Below are 17,595 nucleotides of genomic sequence, written 5' to 3'. Positions count from 1 at the left end.
GCCCCTCCCCGGCCGCGTCACCGCTCCGCGCGCCAGCGCAGCCAGGCCGTGAGGTCGGGCAGGCGGCGCGGCCGGGCGGCGGGGCCGGTGAGGCGGATGCCCACCTCCGGCACGGGATCGGCGGGCTTCTGCGCGGCGGTGAGGTCGAGCGCCTCCCGCGCGAGGTCGATCTCGCCGCGGAGGGCGAGGGCCACCCCCTCCCCCGTCGCGCCGCTCTCGGCGAGCGTCGCGCGGCCGGTGGCGAGCGCGGCGCGGAGCGAGAGGGTCGCGAATTCCGTGATCCCCTCCGCGAGGGCGCGCCGAAGGGCGGGCTCGTCCCCCGCCTCCGCGGCGCGGCCGGCCGCGGCGGCGTCGAGGCCAGTGAGGGTGCCGCGCCGCACCGTCGCCGACGCCTCGCCGGAGAGGGTGGCGAGCAGGGCCGCGGGGCTGCTGCCCGTCGCCTCCAGCCGGGCGTCCATCTCCGCCTCCCCCGCGGTGATGTCGAGCGGGAAGCCCAGCACCGGGCCGGTCACGGCGACGCCGCGCATTCCGCCCTGGAGCTGAAGCCTCGGCGTCTCGCCCGAGGCGTCCAGCGAGGCCCGCCCGCGCAGCGCCCCGCTCCCCGGCACCGCCTCCGCCTCCTCCAGCGCCAGGACCCCGCCCGCGAGGCGCAGCCGCCCGCGGAGGTCGCGCAGCGCGGGCAGCCCATCGGGCTCGATCCGGCCGATGAGGAGGGCGAGATCCGCCTCGGCGGCGCGCAGGATGCCCAGGGGCAGCGGCTCCCGCCCGCGCAGGGTGAGCGGCGGGAGAGAGAGGCTCTCCAGAGAGAGGCGCCCGGTCAGGCGCGGGCGGGGCGCGTCCAGCGCGAGGGCGAGCTGGCCGTTCGCCCGCAGCGCGCCGAGGACGAGGTCGAACCGCTCCGCCGCTACGCCCTGCGGCCCCGCCGCCAGGGCCGCGACGAGGGAGAGCGAGCCCTGGCCGATCAGCTCCCCCGGCGCCGCGCCCAGCGCATCGGCCAGCAGGCGCGGGGCGCCGGGATGGCGCAGGGTGAGTGTGCCGCTGCCGCGCCGCCCGGGCAGGTCGAGCGTGCCGCCGGCCTCGATCCGCGCGTCGCCGAGATCGCCCGCGACCTGCAGGGCCAGGGCCTCGGGCGAGCCGCCCCCCGTGACGCGGAGCGTGACGGCCTCCTCCGCCAGCCGCCTGCCATCGGGCCACTCGCCGGGCAGCAGCGAGGCCAGGGCGCGAGCATTGGGGGCGGCGTACTCCAGGGCGGCGTCGGAGAGGCGCGGCGCCGGGCCGAGCAGGGCGGTGCCGGAGGCCGTGAGGTCGCCCCCGGCCACCCGCCCGGCGAGGCGGCGAAGGGTCAGCCGGCCGTTCTCCAGCGCGGCGTCGAGCGAGGCGCGCTCCAGCACCGCGCCGCGCCAGGCCGCGTGCTCGGCCGCGAGGCGGAGATTGGCGTCGATCCCGCCCAGGGCGCGGCTGGCCGCCGGCCATTCCAGCCCGGGGCGCAGCCAGCCCTCCAGGTCCAGCCGGTCGAGGGTGAGGCCGAGGCCGAGGGCGGGGCGCGCGCCGAAGCGGAGCACCCCCGCGCCGGAGACGCGGATGCCGTCCAGCGTGGCGGAGAGCTCGGGCAGGACGACGGAGCCGGGCTCCAGCACGAGCCGCGCCCGCCCCTGCCCCTCGCGCAGCCGGCCGGGGGCGAGCCAGTCGGCGCCCAGGCCGGTCACGGGGGCCAGCGCGTCCACCGTTCCGCGGAGATCTGTGCCGGAGAAGCGCAGCGCCGCCTCCAGCCGCTCCCCGGCGGTCGCGCCGTTCAGCTCCACCTCCGTGCCGCCGGGGAGGATGGCGGAGACATCGGTGAGGGTCAGGCGCCCGCTGCCCCCGCCCGTCTCCGGCGCGGCCTCGCGGAAGACGGCGGCGCGGAGCCGGCGGAGCGCGACGCCGCGGAAGCTCGCCGCCTCGGCCGAGAGATCGAGGCCGAGCGGCAGGGGCGAGGGCCGGCCGCGCAGGGCGGCGAGCCAGGGATCGAGCTCGATCCGACCGGCCAGCAGGGCGGCGTCGATCCGCGGCGCGGGGGAGAGGCGCAGGGTGATCGCGCCCCGCGCCGGGCTGCCGCCGATGTCGAGGGTCAGGTCGTCCGCCGTCAGCAGGTCGGCCGCGACGGTCAGGCGCCCCCGCGCGCGGAAGGGGCCGGGCGGGCCGGGCACGAGGAGAGAGAGGTCGGGCCCGGAGGCCTCGATCCCGCCCTCCACCGTGCCCTCGGGCAGCAGCACGCCGCGGGCCTGCAAGCCGGCATTGCCCATGGAGAGGTTCAGCTCGACCGGGGTGATGCCGTCATAACCCGGGCGGCCGATGCCGGTGGAGAAGCGCCATTCGAGCCCGCCCCAGGCGAAGCGCCCCTCGGCGCGGAGGGCCTGGGTGGGGTCCCCGGCGGTGAGCGCGGCCTGCACCCCGTCCAGCCGCAGCCCGCCGAGGACGACGCGGCTGTCCACGAGCTGGGCCGAGAGGGCGGAGAGGCTGGCGGGCAGGCCGGCGGCCTCGGCGGGCGGCCAGGGCAGGCGCAGCTCCGCCCCGACGATCGCCACCTCCCGCGGGACGATCCGCCCGAGGAGGAGGTCGCCCCCGTCCAGCCGCAGGCGCAGGGAGCTGGCGGCGAAGGCCAGCCCGTCCCCCGCATCGCCGAGGGTGACGCCCTCCGCCTCGACCAGCGGGTGGGGCAGCAGGCGCAGGCGCACGGGGCCGTGCAGGAGGACGGGCCGGCCGATCCGCGCGGAGGCGAGCTCGGCGAGCTGGTCGCGCCGCGCCGTCCAGTCCGTGAAGAGCGGAGCGGCCCATAGGGTGGCCAGCAGCGCGGCGAGGAGGAGCGTGACGGCGCCGCCGGCGAGGAGGGGGCGGCGCATGCTAGCGGGGGGCTCCCTTCCGGGCCGCCGCCCGGCCGGACGGCCCCCGGCCCCTCTCCCCGGCCATGGCACGCCCGGCACCCATGGCACCCGTGTTGGACAAAGCTCCTCCGCGCGGCCCGAACGCCCCGAATCCGTCCGCCCGACCATGCTTGAGGCCGGGGCGGCGAGCAAGGAAGCGCCGCGCTTCCGGTCCGGCCGGAAAAGGGGCATAGGCGTGCTGATCCTGGGAAAGCGGGGCTGGGTTGGGGTTCTGGGGCAAGATCATCGGCGGCGCGGTGGGCTTCGCCATGGGCGGGCCGCTCGGCGCCGTGCTCGGCAGCGCCCTCGGCCACGCGGCCGATGAGGGCGGGCTGGCCCAGGGCCTGCCGGGGGTCGACGGCGCGCGGATCGCGGCCATGCTCGGCTCGCGCGAGAGCCTCTTCGCCATCTCCGTCATCGTGCTCTCGGCCAAGCTCGCCAAGTGCGACGGGCCGGTGAAGCGGGAGGAGATCGACGCCTTCAAGCGCAATTTCCGCATCCCGCAGGAGAACATGAAGGAGGTCGCCCAGCTCTTCGACCGGGCGCGCGAGAATGCCGAGGGTGCCGAGCCCTATGCGGACCGCCTCGGCTCCACCTTCGCGGATGAGCGCCACGTGCTGGAGGACGTGCTGGCCGCGCTCTTCCGCATCGCGGAGGCGGACGGGGTGCCGAACCGGGCGGAGTTGGCCTTCCTCCACGCCATCCACGCGCGGCTGGGCCTGGATGCCGCGGCCTGGGACCGGGCGCGGAACGGCCGCCCCAGCACCGCCGGCCCCGCCCTCGCGCCCGAGGGGCCGGACCCCTATGCCGTGCTCGGCCTGCGCCGCGACGCGACCGACCAGGCCGTGCGCGACACGTGGAAGCGCCTCGTGCGAGAGCACCACCCGGACAGCGTGGCGGCCCGCGGCGTCTCCGCCGAGATCGTCCGGCGAGCCACCGGCAAGGTGGCCGAGATCAACGCCGCCTGGGACCGCATCAAGCGGGAGCGCGGGCTGTGAGGGCGGGAGGCGCGGCTTGACCGCCCGGCGCGGCCCCCGGAACACCCCCCTGGCCCGCCCGGCCATCCTGCGGCGCCCGGAGGGGGACGCGCTCCCCCTCGTGCCCACCGAATCGGGGCTGCGGATCACCGAGCTGCCCAGCCCCAACCAGGACGAGCGCCCACCGGGCGTGCCGGTGGACACGCTGGTCCTGCACTACACCGACATGGAATCGGGCGAGGCCGCCATCGCGCGGCTGCGCGACCCCGAGGCGCGCGTCTCCTCTCACTATGTCGTGGAGGAGGACGGGCAGGTCTTCCGCCTCGTGCCGGAGGAGCGGCGTGCCTTCCATGCCGGCCTCTCCCACTGGCGGGGGAACGAGCTGCTGAACGGCCGCAGCATCGGGATCGAGGTGGTCAATCCCGGTCATTCCCTCGGCTACCGCCCCTTCCCTGCCCTGCAGATGGCCGCGCTGGCCGACCTGATCCTCGGCATCCTCGAGCGCCACCCCATCCCCGCGCGGAACGTGGTGGGGCACAGCGACGTGTCGCCGGACCGCAAGCGGGATCCCGGGGAACTCTTCGACTGGAGGGGCCTCGCCTCCCTCGGGATCGGGCTCTGGCCGGAGGCGCTGCCCGGCGGCACCGGCCCCGGCGACCTCTCCCCCGTGCCCGGCGGCATGGAGCGCGCGGCGGAGCTGATGCGCCGCATCGGCTACAAGGTGGACCCCGCGCGGCCGGAGGTGGCGCTCATCGCCTTCCAGCGCCACTGGCGCCAGGAGGAGTGGGGCGGCCGCGCCGATGCCGGGACCCTCGCGCGGCTGGAGGCCGTGGCGGCGCTCGCCGAGGCGGGCTGACCGAGAGCCGCTTGCCGCCGCCCGCCCGCCCGCGAGCCGCTTACCGGCGGGCGCCCCGTAAGCCGCTATCAGCCGGCGCCACGCCCGCGGCTTGACCCCGAGGGGGTCGAGTCGCATACCCCCGGCCGCCAGACGGCCGGACGACCGCTGCCAGTCCCGAGAGGGGCGGTGGAGGAAAGTCCGGGCTCCATGGGAAAACGGTGCCGGCTAACGGCCGGCGGGGGCGACCCCAGGGACAGTGCCACAGAGAAGAGACCGCCCGCGCCGCCGAGAGGCGCTGCGGGCAAGGGTGAAACGGTGGGGTAAGAGCCCACCGCGCCCCTGGCGACAGGGGCGGCACGGCAAACCCCACCGGGAGCAAGGCCGAATAGGGATGGCCGGAGAGAGCCCGCGAGGGCTCGTCGCCAGGGGCTTCCCGCCCCGCCATCCGGGTTGGCCGCGAGAAGTCCCCGGCAACGGGGACTCCAGAGGAATGGTCGTCCGGTCCGCAAGGGCTGACAGAACCCGGCTTACAGGCCGTCTGGCAATTTCCTCTGAGTCCGACTCAGATTCCCCGTATAACCGATTGAAATGGTCAGAATTGTGGAGCGTTGCTCAACAGCAACACTTCGCCTTTGCGCTGCAATCATGCTTGTTGGCCCACTCCGACCCATGTTATCCCACGTCATCCCGCAAGGGCCCGGACCTGAGGGGGGCGAGGGGCTGGCGGGATGGTCGGGTGAGCCGGCGGGGTCGGGGGGCCTCGCCGGCCATCTGATTAAGGGGATCCACAGTCGCCCGGTGCGACCGCGAGGGGGCGGACGTCCAGCGGATGACCCAGTTCATGGGCACCTTCACGGGCAAGCTGGATCGCAAGGGGCGCGTGTCCGTCCCGGCCGCGTTCCGCGGTGCCCTGGAGCGCCTGGGCACGCTGGAGCTCGTCCTGCGCCGTTCCCACCGCGATGCCTGCGTGGAGGCCTGGCCGCTGCCGACCTTCGAGACCATGGCCGCGGGGCTCGAGCAGCTCGACGTCTTCTCCGACGCGCTCGACGACCTCTCCCTCAGCCTCTTCGCCGACGCCTTCCCGCTCCGCCCCGATGGCGAGGGCCGCGTGGTCCTGCCCGAGGACCTGATCTCCCATGCCGGGCTGACCGAGGCCGTGACCTTCATGGGGGCCGGCCGCTCCTTCCAGATCTGGGAGCCCGAGGCGGCCCGCCAGCGCGCCGAGGCCGCCCGCCAGCGCGCCCGCGAGCGTGGCCTGACCATTCCTGCCCCCCGCCCGGCGGGTGGCGCATGAGCGGCCTTCCCTCCCCCATGGTCGCCCCGGACCCCACCGAGGGCGGCCATGTGCCGGTGATGCTGGCCGAGGTGCTGGCGACGCTCGCCCCCCGCGACGGCGCCGCCTATCTGGACGGCACCTTCGGCGGCGGCGGCTACAGCGCCGCCATCCTCTCCGCTGCCGGCTGCACCCTCTACGCGATCGACCGCGACCCCGACGCCATCGCCCGCGGCGCCTCCCTCGCCGCGCGCTTCCCCGGGCGCCTGCACCTCGTCGAGGGGCGCTTCGGCGACATGCTCTCCCTCATGGCCGAGCGCGGGGTGGATGCGCTGGACGGCGTGGTGCTCGATCTCGGCGTCTCCTCCTACCAGATCGACCAGGCCGAGCGCGGCTTCTCCCTCCGCGCGGACGGGCCGCTCGACATGCGGATGGAGAAGTCGGGCCCCACGGCGGCGGATCTGGTGAATACCCTGCCCGAGCGGGAGATCGCGGATCTGCTATGGGAATTCGGCGAGGAGCGGCACTCCCGCCGCATCGCCCGCAAGATCGTGGCCGCGCGCGGCGACGCCCCCTTCGAGACGACGATGCAGCTCGCCGAGGCGATCCACGCGGTGATGCCGCGCGATCCCTCCGGCATGGACAGCGCGACCCGCAGCTTCCAGGCCCTGCGCCTCAAGGTGAACGACGAGCTGGGCGAGGTGGAGCGCGGGCTGGCGGCGGCGATCCGGCTACTGGCCCCGGGCGGGCGCCTCGTCGTCGTCTCCTTCCACTCGCTGGAGGACCGCATCGTGAAGCGCTTCATGCGCGACGCGGCGGGCCGGGCACCGGGTGCTTCACGATTCGATCCAGCCTCGCTCAAGAAAGTTGAGACGCAGGCGGAATTTTCCTTGTTGACCCCCTCCGCTCTGCGTCCATCCGTGGCAGAGTCATCATCAAATTTTCGTGCGCGGTCGGCTCGGCTCCGCGCCATCGAGAGGCGTGCCGCCGCATGATCCGACCGCTGACCTTTCTCTCCCTCATCGCCGCTGCCGGAGCGGGGCTTCACCTCTACGGCGTGAAGCACGAGGTCTCGCAGCTCGAGAAGACGCTGCGCGAGACGGTGAAGCAGACCGAGGCGGCGCGTGAGCGCACGGCGGTGCTGCGCGCCGAATGGGCTCTGCTGAACGAGCCGGAGCGCCTGCGCTCCGCCGCGCGCAACCTGCCGCTCGAGGTGATGCAGACGGCGCAGTTCATCCGCCCCTCCGAGATGGAGCGCCGCCTGCCTGCCGCGGTCGCCTTCGCCGGCGCGCCGAGCCTCTTCGCGCCGCCCGCCTCCGAGCGGACCGGCGCCTCGGTCGCCGTGGCCGTCGCCGCCGCGGCGCCGGGCCCGGCCCCTGCCGCGCCCTCCCCTGCCACTGCCCGCGCGGTCGCGCCGGCCTCCCCCGCCCCGGCGCCCGTCGCGCGCCTGGCCCAGGCGGCGCCGCAGCCCACCGCCAGCGTCTCCATCGTTCCGCTGCCGCCCGCCGCCGCGCCCGCGCAGGTCGCCGCCGTCCAGCCCCGCCCCGCCCCGGCCCCCGAGCGCCCAGCCCCCGAGCGCGCGGCGCCGCAGCCCGCCGAGGCGAAGGCCCCGGCGCGGCCCGCGCCCGCGCCGCAGGTGGCCGCGCTGCGCACGCCCGAGGCGAAGGCGCCCGAGCCGCGCGACCTTGCCCCGCGCCCCGTGCCGCGCCTCGCCGCTCCCGTCCGCCCCGCCGAGACGCGCCTCGCCGACCGCGAGATCGACCGTGGGATGAACCTCCCCGCCCCGCCGCAGTCCTCCGCCCTGCTGCGGACGGCGCTGCACATGCGCCCGAACAACCCCGCCGCGATGCCGGCGCCGCGTGCCTCCGAGCTGCCCTCGGGCACGGGCTCCATGCTCGGCGGCGTCGGGCGGCCGGTTCTCGCGCCGCCCGTGCCGGTGGCCAGCGCCAGCGCCGCGACCCTGGGCACCATCCGGTGAACCACCCCGCCGCCCCGGACCCGAACGCGACGATCGCCTACCACCTGCGCGAGCCGGTGCGGGCCTCGCGCGTCGGCGATCATCGCGGCAAGGGGCGCGCCTCGGGCCAGCCCGACCTGGCGCGCCGCGCGATGCTGGAGAAGAGCCGCGGGCGGCTGGTGATGGCCGCCGCGGGCTTCGGCCTCCTCTTCGGCGCCGTGGCGCTGAAGGCGACGATCGCGACGGTGATCGATCCCCGCGAGCCGCGCCGCGTCGCGCAGCCCCGGCCCTCCCTGGCGCCGACGAGCGAGCAGGCGACGGGGCGCGCGCCGATCACCGACCGCAACGGGGAGATCCTCGCGGTCTCGCTGCCCGTGACCGCGCTCTACGCCAATCCGCGACAGATCGAGAACCCGGCGGAGGTGGCGCGGCGCCTGTCGCGCGTGCTGCCGCAGCTCGACTCCTCCCGCCTCGTCGGCCGGCTCACGGGGGAGCGGCAGTTCTCCTACCTCGCCCGCGCGCTGACCCCGCGCGAGAAGCAGGCGGTGAACGACCTCGGCATCGCGGGGCTGCACTTCGAGGAATCCGAGCGCCGCTACTACCCGCAGGGCCGGGCGGCGGTGCACGTGCTGGGCAATGTGGACGTGGACGGCGCCGGCCTCTCGGGCATGGAGCGCTACCATGACGAGCGGCTGCGGGCGCGGCCGAACGAGCCGCTGCGCACCTCCATCGACATCCGCGTGCAGCTCGCGCTCCGCGACGCCGTGGCCAAGGCGATCGAGGAGTACACGGGCATCGGCGGCGCGGGGGTGGTGCTGGACATCAACACCTCCGAGGTGATCGCGATGGTGTCGCTGCCCGACTACGACGCGGGCGACATCGGCGCGGCGACGCCGGAGCAGCGCTTCAACCGCGTCACCGTCGGCACCTACGAGCCGGGCTCCACCTTCAAGCTGCTCACCGCCGCCGCCGCGCTGGAATACGGCACGGGCAACGTGAACTCGAGCAGCTACAACGCCGCCTCGCCCATCCGCTACGGCCGCTTCACCATCAGCGACTACAAGGGCAAGAACCGCTGGCTCACCTTCCCCGAGGTGCTGGCCTACTCCTCCAACCTCGGCGCGGCGCACATGGCGCAGGGCTACGGCCCGGCGCGGCAGCGCGAGTTCATGGGGCGTGTCGGGATGCTCGCCCGCCAGGGGATCGAGATCACCGAGACGGCGCTTCCCCTCGTGCCGCCGGCCAACGGGTGGAAGGAGATCAACATGATGACGATCTCCTTCGGCCACGGCATCTCCGTCACGCCGCTGCACGTGGTGAACGGCATCGCGGCCATCGCCAATGGCGGCATCCTCCGCACCCCCACCCTGCTGGCCCAGCCGCCGGGGGTGGTGCGCGAGGGCACGCGGGTGGTGAGCGAGCGCACCTCCGAGACCATGCGCCGCCTCATGCGGCTGGTGGTGACGGACGGCTCGGGCAAGGGCGCGGACGTGCCCGGCTACTTCGTCGGCGGCAAGACGGGCACGGCGCAGAAGACGGGCCCGCGCGGCGGCTACCTGCCGAACAAGCGCATCGCGGCCTTCGTCGGCGCCTTCCCCATGAACGCGCCGCGCTACGCGATCTACGTGATGGTGGACGAGCCGAACCCGAACGCCCGGTCCCACGGCTACGCGACGGCGGGCTGGGTGGCGGCGCCGGCGGCGGGCGCCGTGATCTCGCGCATCGCCCCCGTGCTCGGCCTCGTGCCGGAGAACCCGGTGGCGCCGGAGATCCTGCAATCCGTCAGCATCCCGCTGCAGCCCGGCCGCCCCGGGCCGCGCCCGGCCGCCCCGGCGCCCGGCAGCCCCGCCCCGCGCCCCGCGGCCCCCGCCGGCACCACCCCCGCGGTCGCGCCGCGCCCGGCGACGCCGGCCCCCGTGCCCTCCACGCCCACCATCCCGCCCCCGGTGCCGCTGCGCGTGACGGAGCTGGACGTGATGCGGGAGGGGGCGGTGAGCCGCATCCGCTTCTCCATCGCCGCCCAGGCTGCGACAATCCCGGCCGCGACACCTCCGGGCGCGGCGACTCAGAGCCATGAGGCTCGATGAGCTGATGGCCCGGCTGGACCCCATCGAGACGCGGATCGCGGATGGGGGGAACCGGCCGGAGGTGACGGCGCTGACGGCGGACAGCCGGCAGGTGGTGCCGGGCGCGCTCTTCGCGGCGCTGCCCGGCGCGCGCACGGACGGGCGCGCGCATATCGAGGAGGCCGTGCGCCGCGGCGCCGCCGCCGTGCTGGCGCCGGAGGGAACGGAGTGGCCGCCCGGCGTGCCGCCGCGCCCGATGGTCACCGCCGCCGACCCGCGCCGCGCGCTCGCGCTGATGGCCGCGCGCTTCCACGGCGCGCAGCCCGGCACGGTGGTCGCCGTGACCGGCACCAACGGCAAGACGAGCACGGCCGACTTCCTCCGCCAGATCTGGGCCGATACCGGCGCGCGCGCGGCCTCGATGGGCACGCTGGGGCTGGTGGCCGAGGGCTTTCCCCAAGGCCCGTCCCTCACCACGCCCGATCCCGTCTCGCTCCACGCGACGCTCGCCGCCATCGCGCGCGCGGGGGTGACGCATGCGGCGATGGAGGCCTCCTCCCACGGGCTGGAGCAGCGGCGGCTCGACGGCGTCGCGCTGGCGGGCGCCGGCTTCTCCAACCTCACGCGCGACCATCTCGACTATCACGGCACGATCGAGGCCTATCGCGGCGCCAAGCTGCGGCTCTTCGACACGCTGCTGGAGCCCGGCCGCCCGGCCGTGGTGAATGCCGACATGGACGGCGCGACCCTCGCCGCGCTGCGCTCCATCGCCGCCGCGCGCCGGCTGCGCCTTCTGACCGTGGGCGAGGCCGGCGCCGATCTCCGCCTGCTCCGCCACGCCCCGCTCGCCGACGGGCAGGAACTGGAGATCACGATCCTTGGCCGGCGCGAGACGCTGCACCTGCCGCTCGTCGGCCGCTACCAGGCGGACAACGTGATGGTCGCGGCGGCGCTCGCCGTGGCGACCGGCCTGCCGCTGGACCGCGTGCTCGGCGCCCTGCCCCGCCTTTCCGGCGTGCGCGGCCGGATGGAGCTGGCCGCGCGGCTGCCCAACGGCGCCGCCGTCTATGTCGACTACGCCCACACGCCGGACGCGCTGGAGCGCCTGCTCCTCGCGCTCCGCCCGCATGCCGCGCGGCTGCACCTCGTTTTCGGCGCGGGGGGGGACCGCGATCCCGGCAAGCGCCCCCTGATGGGCGCCGCCGCGGCCGGTGCCGACCGTGTGGTGGTAACGGACGACAATCCCCGCAGCGAGGACCCCGCCGCGATCCGCGCCGCCGTGCTGGCCGGTTACCATGGGGTGAACGGGCCCGGCGGGCTGGACATCGGCGGGCGCGAGGCGGCGATCGCCGAGGCCATGGCCGCGCTCGGCCCCGGGGACGTGCTGGCGGTCGCCGGCAAGGGCCATGAGAGCGGGCAGACGATCGGCGGCGTGACCCATCCTTTCGACGATGCCGAGGTGGTGCGCCGCCTCGCGGGGGCCGCGCGTTGAGCGCCGCGCTCTGGGATTCCGCCTCGCTGCGCGAGGCGACGGGCGGGGCCGTGCCGGAGGGCGTGGCCGTGACGGGCGTCTCCATCGACAGCCGCGGCACCGGCGCGGGCGATCTCTTCATCGCCCTGCGCGACGCGCGCGACGGCCACGACTTCGTCCCCGACGCCCTGGCCCGCGGCGCCGCCTGCGCCATGGTGGACCGCGAGATCCCCGGCGCCGGCCCGCTGCTGCGCGTGGGCGACACGCTGGCCGGGCTGACCGCGCTCGGCGCCGCGGGCCGCGCGCGCTCCCTCGCCCGCTTCGTCGCAGTGACGGGGAGCGTGGGCAAGACGAGCACGAAGGAGATGCTGGCGGCCGGCCTCTCGGCCTGCGGCGCGGTGCACGCGGCGGCGGCGAGCTACAACAACCACTGGGGCGTGCCGCTCACCCTCGCGCGCATGCCGGTCTCGGCCGGATACGGCGTGATCGAGGTCGGGATGAACACGCGGGGGGAGATCGCGCCGCTCTCGCGCCTCGCCCGGCCGCATGTGGCGGTGATCACCACCATCGCGCCCGCGCATCTCGGCCGCCTGGGCTCGATGGAGGCGATCGCGGAGGAGAAGGCCGACATCGCCGCCGGGCTGGAGCCGGGCGGCGTTGCGGTGCTGCCCGCCGAGGGCCCGCAGGCCGGGCTGCTGCGTCGGCGGGCGGAGGAGGCGGGCGCGCGCGTCGTCACCTTCGGCGAGGGCGGCGACGCTCGACTGGAATCCTGGGAGGGCGGGCCGGAGAGCCAGCTCTTCCGCGTGGCGCTGGGCGGCGAGGGCTTCGATGTCGCGCTCGGCGTGCCCGGGCGCCACATGGCGATGAACGCCGTCGCGGCGCTGGCGGCGGCGCGGGCGCTGGGGGCCGATCCCCGGCGCTTCGCCGAGGGGCTGGCGGGCTTCGCCGCGCTGGCCGGGCGGGGCGCGCGGGTCCTGGTCCGCGTGCAGGGCGGCGCGGTGCTGCTGCTCGATGAATCCTACAATGCGAATACGACCTCCATGCGCGCGGCCCTCGCCGTCCTGGCGGCACAGAAGGGAATGCGGCGCGTGGCCGTGATGGGTGACATGCTGGAACTGGGTGACGAGGGCGTCGCGATGCACGCGGCGCTGGCGGCGGATGCGGCGGGTTGCGCCGATGTGGTCTTCACCTGCGGCCCGCAGATGGCGGCGCTGTACGCGGCGCTGCCGGCCGGGAGGCGCGGCGCCCATGCCGCGGACAGCGCGGCGCTGGCCCCGATCGTGGCCGATGCGCTGCGTGCGGGGGATGCCGTGCTGGTGAAGGGCTCGCTCGGCAGCCGGATGGCGGGGGTGGTGCGCGCGATCAAGGCGCTCGACCATGCCGGGGCCGCGGCATGATCCCCGCCCTGCTCGCCGGGCCCGGCGACCTCATCATCTTCAACCTGCTGCGCTACGTCACCTTCCGCGCCGGGGCGGCCTGCCTGACGGCGCTCGTCGTCTCCATGCTGTTCGGGCCGATGGTCATCCGCTGGCTGCGCGGCTTCCAGCGCGGCGGCCAGCCCATCCGCGCGGACGGGCCGGAACGCCACCTCATCGAGAAGAAGGGCACGCCCACCATGGGCGGCGTTCTGATCCTCCTCGCCCTCTGCGTCTCCACCCTGCTCTGGGCGGACCTGCGGAACGGCATGGTCTGGGCGGTGCTGTTCCTCACCCTCGGCTTCGGCCTGCTCGGCTTCGCCGATGACTGGCTGAAGGTGACGAAGCGGAACACCAAGGGCGTCTCGGCGCGCGGCAAGCTGGTGGTGCAGTTCGGGCTCGGCCTGGCGGCGGCCATCGGCATCCTCTGGTTCCTGCCGCCCGGGCTGAACGACAGCCTCACCCTGCCCGTCTTCAAGGAGGCGATGATCCCCTTCAGCCTGTTCTTTCCCGTGGTGGCCATGCTGGTGATGGTCGGCGCCTCCAACGCGGTGAACCTGACGGACGGGCTGGACGGGCTGGCCATCGTGCCCGTGATGATCGCGGCCGGGGTCTTCGCGCTGATCGCCTATCTCGTCGGCAACCGCGTCTTCTCCGACTATCTCCAGCTCCACTTCGTGCCGGGCACGGGGGAGCTGGCGGTCTTCTGCTCCGCCCTCATCGGCGCGGGCCTCGGCTTCCTCTGGTTCAACGCGCCGCCGGCGGCGGTGTTCATGGGGGATACGGGAAGCCTCGCGCTCGGCGGCGCGCTCGGCGCCGTCGCGGTGGCGACGAAGCACGAGGTTGTGCTGGCCATCGTCGGCGGCGTCTTCGTGGTGGAGACGCTCTCGGTCGTCATCCAGGTCTTCTGGTACAAGCGCACGGGCAAGCGCGTCTTCCTCATGGCGCCGCTGCACCACCATTTCGAGAAGAAGGGCTGGGCCGAGCCCACCATCGTGATCCGCTTCTGGATCATCTCCATGATCCTGGCCCTCGTCGGCCTCTCCACGCTGAAGATCCGATGAGCACCCCCCTCCCCTTTTCCGGGCACCGGATCGCGGTGCTCGGCCTCGGCCGCGCCGGCCTTCCCGCCGCGCTGCGGCTCCGCGACTGGGGCGCCGAGGTCACGGCCTGGGACGACGGCGAGGCGGCGCGGGAGGCGGCCAACGCCGCCGGGCTGACCGTCGCGCGGCCGGAGGCCTTCGACCTCCTGATGATCTCGCCGGGCATCCCGCATCGCGGCCCGCGCGCGCATCCCGTCGCGCGGCGCGCGGCGGAGATCGGCGCGCCCGTGCTGGCGGATGTGGAGTTCCTCTTCCGCGCCGTGCGCGCCGCGGGCAGCCGGGCGCGCTTCGTCGGCATCACCGGCACCAACGGCAAGTCCACCACGACCGCGCTGCTGGACCACATCGCCCGCGCGGCGGGGATGGTGGTGGCGACGGGCGGCAATCTCGGCCCCGCGGCGCTGGACATGCCGATCCTGCTGGATCACGGCGCTTACATCCTGGAGATGTCCTCCTACTCCGCGGAGCGGCTGGACCGGGCGCGCTTCGATCTCGGCACGCTGCTCAACCTCTCGCCCGACCATCTCGACCGCCACGGGGACATGGCGGGCTACGCCGCCGCCAAGGCGCGGGTGATGCAGGGCAACGAGATCGCCGTCTTCGGCATGGACGACGCCGAGACCCGCGCTCTCGCCGCCGCCCATGAGGGCCGCGTGGTCCCGATCTCCGGCACCGCGCCCCAGCCCGGCGGGATCTGGGCCGAGGGCGCGCTGCTGCGCGACGAGGCCGGCCCGATCGCCGATCTCTCCCGCGCCGCCGCCCTGCCCGGCCCGCACAACGCGCAGAACGCCGCCGCCGCCACGGCGCTCGCCCTCGGCCTCGGCATCGCGAGGGATGTCGTGGCCGCCGCCCTCCTCACCTATCCCGGCCTGCCACACCGGCAGGAGCGGGTGGGCGAGGTTGAGGGCATCGCCTTCCTCAACGACAGCAAGGCGACGAACGCCGACAGCACCGCCTACGCGCTGGCCTGCCACGAGCGCGCCGTCTGGATCGCGGGCGGCGTGCCCAAGGCCGGCGGCATCGCGCCGCTCGCCCCCCTTTTCCCGCGCGTGGCCGAGGCGCTGCTGATCGGGCAGGCGGCCGAGGAATTCGCCGCGACGCTCGCCGCCCACGGCGTGCCGCACCGGATCGTCGCCACGCTGGAGGCCGCCGTGCCGGCAGCGCTGGACGCCGCGCGGCGCACGGGGAGCGGCGCCGTGCTGCTCTCCCCCGCCTGCGCGTCCTTCGACCAGTTCCGCAGCTTCGAGGCGCGGGGCGATGCGTTCCGCGCCCTCGTCGCCGATCTCCTCAACCGTGAAGCGGAGGCCGCCTGATGGCCCTGTCGCGCGCTGACACGTCCACCCTCGGCCGCTGGTGGTGGAGCGTGGACCGCTGGACCCTGGCGGCGCTGCTCACCCTCGCCTTCCTCGGCTACATCATGGTGCTGGCCGCGGCGCCGGCGGTGGCCGAGCGCATCGGCGCCTCCTCGCGCAACCTCTTCTTCGCCAAGCAGGTCTTCTTCCTGCTCGGCGCCTCCGCCGTGATGGCCGGCGTCTCGCTTCTCAGCCCGCGCGGCATCCGGCGCCTCGCCCTCCTCGGCTTCGCCGGCGCGCTGGTGCTGACGGCCGCGACCCTCGTGATCGGCGCGGAGGTGAAGGGCGCGCGGCGCTGGCTGAACCTGCCGCTGGTCGGCTCGCTCCAGCCCTCCGAATTCCTCAAGCCCTGCTTCGCCGTCGTCGCCGCCTGGCTGATGGCCGAGGCCAAGTCGGCGGGCCGGCGGGGCTGGGCGGCCTGGGGCATGGTGCTCGGCCTCTACGCCATGGTGGCGCTGGTGCTGCAGCGCCAGCCGGACATCGGCATGCTGCTCGTCGTCTCCGCCGTGTTCTTCACCCAGATCTTCGTGGCCGGGATCAACATGCTGGTCGTCGTCGCGCTGGGCGGGCTCGGCGCCTCGGGGCTGGTCGGCGCCTACTTCCTGTTCAGCCACGTCCAGAAGCGCGTGAACCAGTTCCTCTACGGCGAGGGCGGCGCGAGCTACCAGGTGGACGTGGCGCTGGAGGCCTTCGGCGCGGGCGGGCTGATGGGCGTCGGCCCCGGCGAGGGGCGGATGAAGAACGTGCTGCCCGACGCCCATGCCGACTTCGTCTTCGCCGTGGTGGGCGAGGAGTTCGGCCTCCTCGTCTGCCTCTTCATCCTCGCCCTCTTCACCTTCGTGGTGGTGCGCGGGCTGACGCGGCTGCTGGCGGAGACGGATCTCTACGTCATCCTCGGCGCCTCGGGGCTGCTGGCGCAGTTCGGGCTGCAGGCCTTCATCAACATGGCCTCCTCCCTGCACCTCATCCCGACCAAGGGCATGACCCTGCCCTTCGTCTCCTATGGCGGCTCCTCCGTCATCGCCATCGCGCTCGGCATGGGCTTCCTCCTCGCCCTCACGCGCAAGCGGATGAACCGGGCCGAGGAAGGGACCCTCCGGTGAGGGGCCCGGGGGCGCGGCCCGTCGTCATCGCCGCCGGCGGCACGGGCGGGCACTTCTTCCCGGCCGAGGCGCTCGCCGCCGCGCTGGTCAAGCGCGGGGAGCGCGTGGCGCTGATGACCGATGCGCGCTCCTCCGCCCTCGCCAGCCCGACCTTCGCCAATGCGGAGCGCTTCGTGCTCAAGGGCTCGGGCCTCGCGGGGCACGGCGTGCTCGGCGCGGCGCGCGGGGCGCTGGCCCTCGCCCTCGGCACGGTCGAGGCGCGCCGCCTGCTGTCCGAGCTGAACCCCTCCGCCGTGGTGGGCTTCGGCGGCTATCCCTCCGTGCCGCCCGTGCTGGCGGCGCGGCTGCTGCCGGCCGGGCGCCGGCCGGCCGTCGTGCTGCACGAGCAGAACGCCGTGCTCGGCCGCGCGAACCGCGCCCTCTGCCGCGGGGCGGACCTGCTCGCCCTTCCCTTCGAGGGCACGCGGCGGGTTCCCGCGGGCATCCGGGCGGAGGTGCTGGGCAATCCCGTGCGCCCCGCCATCGCCGCGCTGCACGGCGCCGGCTACGAGCCGCCGCGAGAGGAGATGCGGATCTTCGTCATCGGCGGCTCGCTCGGCGCGCGGATCCTGGCCGACGTGGTCCCCGCCGCCATCGCCTCCCTGGCCCCGGAGCTGCGGCGCCGCGTCTCTGTCGTCCAGCAGTGCCGGGCGGAGGACCTGGACCGCACCCGCACGGTCTATGCGACGGCGGGGGTGAGGGCGGAGCTGTCGCCCTTCTTCACTGACGTCGCCGCGCATTTCCGCGCCGCCCATCTCGTCATCGCCCGCGCCGGCGCCTCGACGGTCGCGGAGATCGCCTGCGCCGGCCGGCCGAGCATCCTCGTGCCGCTGCCGCACGCGATCGACGACCACCAGAGCGAGAACGCCCGTTCCCTTTCGGAGGCCGGCGCCGCGGAACTGATGCCGCAGAAAGGCTTCACGGTGGAATCCCTTGCCGCGTCGCTGAAAAAAGGGCTTCTGGCGCCGGAAACCCTGGACGAAGCGGCCCGCGCTGCGGCACTTCTCGGTAAACCCGATGCGGCCGAGAGGCTGGCCGACAGGGTCCTCTCACTCGTGGCCGAAATGCCGCAGCAACGCCCCTGGGGAAAAGCAGCCTGAC

At 75.1% G+C, this 17,595-nt stretch carries 13 protein-coding genes and 1 other RNA gene; 13 read left to right on the top strand and 1 reads right to left on the bottom strand.

The window, feature by feature from the left end:
• Positions 1 to 17: 17 nt before the first annotated feature.
• Positions 18 to 2,879 carry an AsmA family protein gene (locus FHS87_RS04250; protein ID WP_184514244.1) on the bottom strand — a complete coding sequence of 954 codons (2,862 nt, stop codon included), beginning with the start codon at positions 2,877 to 2,879 and terminating at the stop codon, positions 18 to 20.
• A gap of 245 nt (positions 2,880 to 3,124) precedes the next feature.
• Between FHS87_RS04250 and FHS87_RS04245 the strand changes: the two genes are divergently transcribed.
• The 13 genes from FHS87_RS04245 (at position 3,125) to murG (ending at position 17,594) form a co-directional block, all read left to right on the top strand.
• Positions 3,125 to 3,898: a TerB family tellurite resistance protein gene (locus tag FHS87_RS04245; RefSeq protein WP_184514242.1), complete on the top strand. Its 774-nt coding sequence runs from the start codon at positions 3,125 to 3,127 to the stop codon at positions 3,896 to 3,898.
• Between the two features lie 100 nt (positions 3,899 to 3,998).
• A complete protein-coding gene (locus tag FHS87_RS04240; RefSeq protein WP_376766420.1) occupies positions 3,999 to 4,733 on the top strand; it encodes an N-acetylmuramoyl-L-alanine amidase in 735 nt (244 codons plus the stop codon).
• A gap of 128 nt (positions 4,734 to 4,861) precedes the next feature.
• Positions 4,862 to 5,261, top strand: an RNA gene (gene rnpB, locus FHS87_RS04235) — RNase P RNA component class A.
• 283 nt (positions 5,262 to 5,544) lie between these two features.
• Complete coding sequence (gene mraZ / locus FHS87_RS04230; protein ID WP_184514240.1) at positions 5,545 to 6,009, top strand: division/cell wall cluster transcriptional repressor MraZ; 465 nt, start codon at positions 5,545 to 5,547, stop codon at positions 6,007 to 6,009.
• Entirely contained in the window at positions 6,006 to 6,983 is a 978-nt protein-coding gene (gene rsmH, locus FHS87_RS04225) for a 16S rRNA (cytosine(1402)-N(4))-methyltransferase RsmH (protein WP_184514238.1), read from the top strand. Before mraZ ends, rsmH begins: the two co-directional genes overlap by 4 nt.
• Complete coding sequence (gene ftsL, locus FHS87_RS04220) at positions 6,980 to 7,966, top strand: cell division protein FtsL (RefSeq protein ID WP_184514236.1); 987 nt, start codon at positions 6,980 to 6,982, stop codon at positions 7,964 to 7,966. The genes rsmH and ftsL overlap by 4 nt, the downstream gene beginning before the upstream one ends.
• A complete protein-coding gene (locus tag FHS87_RS04215; RefSeq protein ID WP_184514234.1) occupies positions 7,963 to 10,032 on the top strand; it encodes a peptidoglycan D,D-transpeptidase FtsI family protein in 2,070 nt (689 codons plus the stop codon). Before ftsL ends, FHS87_RS04215 begins: the two co-directional genes overlap by 4 nt.
• Entirely contained in the window at positions 10,019 to 11,503 is a 1,485-nt protein-coding gene (locus tag FHS87_RS04210; RefSeq protein ID WP_184514232.1) for a UDP-N-acetylmuramoyl-L-alanyl-D-glutamate--2,6-diaminopimelate ligase, read from the top strand. Before FHS87_RS04215 ends, FHS87_RS04210 begins: the two co-directional genes overlap by 14 nt.
• Positions 11,500 to 12,879, top strand: coding sequence for a UDP-N-acetylmuramoyl-tripeptide--D-alanyl-D-alanine ligase (locus FHS87_RS04205; protein ID WP_184514230.1), 1,380 nt, complete (start codon positions 11,500 to 11,502; stop codon positions 12,877 to 12,879). Before FHS87_RS04210 ends, FHS87_RS04205 begins: the two co-directional genes overlap by 4 nt.
• Complete coding sequence (mraY, locus tag FHS87_RS04200; RefSeq protein ID WP_184514228.1) at positions 12,876 to 13,961, top strand: phospho-N-acetylmuramoyl-pentapeptide-transferase; 1,086 nt, start codon at positions 12,876 to 12,878, stop codon at positions 13,959 to 13,961. Before FHS87_RS04205 ends, mraY begins: the two co-directional genes overlap by 4 nt.
• A complete protein-coding gene (gene murD, locus FHS87_RS04195; RefSeq protein WP_184514226.1) occupies positions 13,958 to 15,313 on the top strand; it encodes a UDP-N-acetylmuramoyl-L-alanine--D-glutamate ligase in 1,356 nt (451 codons plus the stop codon). Before mraY ends, murD begins: the two co-directional genes overlap by 4 nt.
• Complete coding sequence (locus tag FHS87_RS04190; RefSeq protein ID WP_456306604.1) at positions 15,310 to 16,455, top strand: FtsW/RodA/SpoVE family cell cycle protein; 1,146 nt, start codon at positions 15,310 to 15,312, stop codon at positions 16,453 to 16,455. Before murD ends, FHS87_RS04190 begins: the two co-directional genes overlap by 4 nt.
• Entirely contained in the window at positions 16,452 to 17,594 is a 1,143-nt protein-coding gene (gene murG, locus FHS87_RS04185) for an undecaprenyldiphospho-muramoylpentapeptide beta-N-acetylglucosaminyltransferase (protein WP_184514222.1), read from the top strand. The genes FHS87_RS04190 and murG overlap by 4 nt, the downstream gene beginning before the upstream one ends.
• Position 17,595: the final 1 nt, after the last annotated feature.

The organism is Muricoccus pecuniae (assembly GCF_014199205.1).
Lineage (GTDB): Bacteria > Pseudomonadota > Alphaproteobacteria > Acetobacterales > Acetobacteraceae > Roseomonas > Roseomonas pecuniae.
The sequence above is the reverse complement of the archived record's forward strand: the minus strand, read 5'-3'. Positions and strand labels throughout refer to the sequence as shown.

Coding starts and splice junctions, on each gene's coding strand:
- FHS87_RS04250 (WP_184514244.1), bottom strand. CDS start 2,879: ATGCGCCGCCCCCTCCTCGCCGGCGGCGCCGTCACGCTCCTCCTCGCC.
- mraZ (WP_184514240.1), top strand. CDS start 5,545: ATGACCCAGTTCATGGGCACCTTCACGGGCAAGCTGGATCGCAAGGGG.
- rsmH (WP_184514238.1), top strand. CDS start 6,006: ATGAGCGGCCTTCCCTCCCCCATGGTCGCCCCGGACCCCACCGAGGGC.
- ftsL (WP_184514236.1), top strand. CDS start 6,980: ATGATCCGACCGCTGACCTTTCTCTCCCTCATCGCCGCTGCCGGAGCG.
- FHS87_RS04210 (WP_184514232.1), top strand. CDS start 10,019: ATGAGGCTCGATGAGCTGATGGCCCGGCTGGACCCCATCGAGACGCGG.
- mraY (WP_184514228.1), top strand. CDS start 12,876: ATGATCCCCGCCCTGCTCGCCGGGCCCGGCGACCTCATCATCTTCAAC.
- murD (WP_184514226.1), top strand. CDS start 13,958: ATGAGCACCCCCCTCCCCTTTTCCGGGCACCGGATCGCGGTGCTCGGC.